The organism is Streptomyces marokkonensis, from assembly GCF_039539045.1.
Lineage (GTDB): Bacteria > Actinomycetota > Actinomycetes > Streptomycetales > Streptomycetaceae > Streptomyces > Streptomyces marokkonensis.
Map to the genome: position 1 here is coordinate 1 of NZ_BAABCQ010000356.1, position 1,901 is coordinate 1,901.

At 73.9% G+C, this 1,901-nt stretch carries 1 protein-coding gene; it reads right to left on the minus strand.

The window, feature by feature from the left end:
* Positions 1 to 53: 53 nt before the first annotated feature.
* Positions 54 to 1,901, minus strand: a 1,848-nt coding sequence (locus tag ABEA26_RS35820) for an ATP-binding cassette domain-containing protein (RefSeq protein WP_345598233.1), incomplete at its 5' end; no start/stop codon positions are given.

A 1,901-nucleotide genomic window follows, 5' to 3' on the forward strand; every position in this document is an offset into this window, starting at 1 on the left:
GGCTTTCCCCGGGGAGTTGCGCACACGGTCGGACCGGAAGGGTGTGGCGGGCGTCATCGGACCCTGCTGCGCAGGGTCACGAGCAGGTATGCGCAGAGCAGAGTGGTCAGGGACAACGTCAGGGCGCTACCCACGGGTTGGACGACCATGTGCAGGACCTCGGCCAGGTACCGCTCACCTCCGAACGGCCACTGGGTCAGCAGGACCTCGCGCACCCGCATCGGGAGGCCGGCGGCGGTCCGCACGGACGGGCCCTCCCAGACCTCTTGTACGAGCGGTACGACGAGGACGGGAACAGCCACCACCGCGGCGAGACCGGCCGTGGTGGACCGGAAGACTCCCGCGGCGAGCACACCGGACCAGGCGCAGCCGACCACGAGCCCGAGCCAACCGGCGCTCAGTGCGGGCCAGTCGGCGGGGGCCCGCGCGAGCTCCTGTCCGTAGAACAGACGGAGCACTTCGGCGTCGCAGCCCACCGTCAGGGCGGCCAGCAGCAGTGCGGTCGCCGCGGAGACGAGGAGTTTGGCGGTCAGCATCCCCATCCGGCGGGGCACGGTGCCGCGGTCCGCCGCCAGGGCGGGGTGGCGGAACTCGTCGCCGAAGGCGAGTGCACCGAGCAGCCCCGCGCCGAGCGCCGCCGGCGGCAGCGGCAGCTCCCGGGGCCACGCGGCCAGGAGGCGCGGCTGGGGGGTGTGCCCGACGCGCGCCAGGATCACTGCGGTGACGGCGGATACGACGAGGACGACGGCGCCGGTGACGAACCCGGTGCTGATGCCGGCCGCACGGCGGAGTTCGTAGCGGAGTGGGCGCAGCGGGCTGGGCGCGGAGCGGACGGAGACGGGGGGCGGAAGCGAGGATGCCGCCTTCCGGGTCACTCGCCGCGTATCGCCCCCGAAGGGACGGTGACGCGTGCTGGTCGTCCGGGTGTCGCCGGACGAGGGCGGGGAGCCGTCAGCAACAAGGCGCTGCTCCGCCCCGGCCTGCCCCTCACCGCCCGACGGCTGAGGGGTGTCGGCGCGGAGATGCGCCCCTTCGGGGAGGGGACGGGTCGCTTCGCCCGACGACTGAGGGGCGCCGGCCGGAGCCGGGGACGACCCACCGGGCCGCCGGCAGTCGTCACCGGTGGGAGACCGGTGCGGGCCGGCCCCGCGGGAGTCGGTGGCGTCCTGTTCCCGAGTGCCGGGCACCGTGTCGGCCCCTGGGCCCATGTCGCCGACCTCGTCGGCTAGTTGATGTACGAGGATGCCGTGACGGAACGCGGTCTCGCCGATGTCGGCGCACGTACTGCCGTACACCGCGAGGCGGTTGCCGCTCTCGCGTACGACCTCGACGGAACGGCGGTCCGAGCGTGCCTCTTTGGCCAGAAGGGCGGCGAGGCGGACGGCGTGTGGGCTGCGGACGGCGACGCGGGGACGCAGGCGCGTGCGGGAGAAGTCCGACGCCGCCTGGTCGGCGACGACTCGGCCCCGTTCCAGTGTGACGACGTGGTCGGCGGTACACGCGGCCTCCTTGGGATCCGCCGTACTGAACAGGACGGTGCCTCCCTGGCCGGCATGGGCACGCAGCGTGTCCCGGAGCCAGCGGGTCTCGCGTGCGCCGAGCCCACCGGCGGGGTCGTCGAGCACCAGGGTGTGCGGGTCGGGAAGCAGCGCACAGGCCATCCCGAGGCGTCGGTCCATTCCGCGAGAGAGGGTGCCGAGGCGTTCGTCGCGCAGGCTCTCGAGGCCGACCGACTCCAGGACCTCGTCGGCCCGCCGGACGGGAATACCGGCCGCCGCGCACAGCATGCGGAGGTGGCCGCGAACCGTGCGGGCCGGGTGCCCCGGCACGTCTCCCAGCAGTACGCCGACCTCGCGCGAGGGATGGGCGATGCGGTGCAGGGGGCGGCCTCTGAAGTAAGT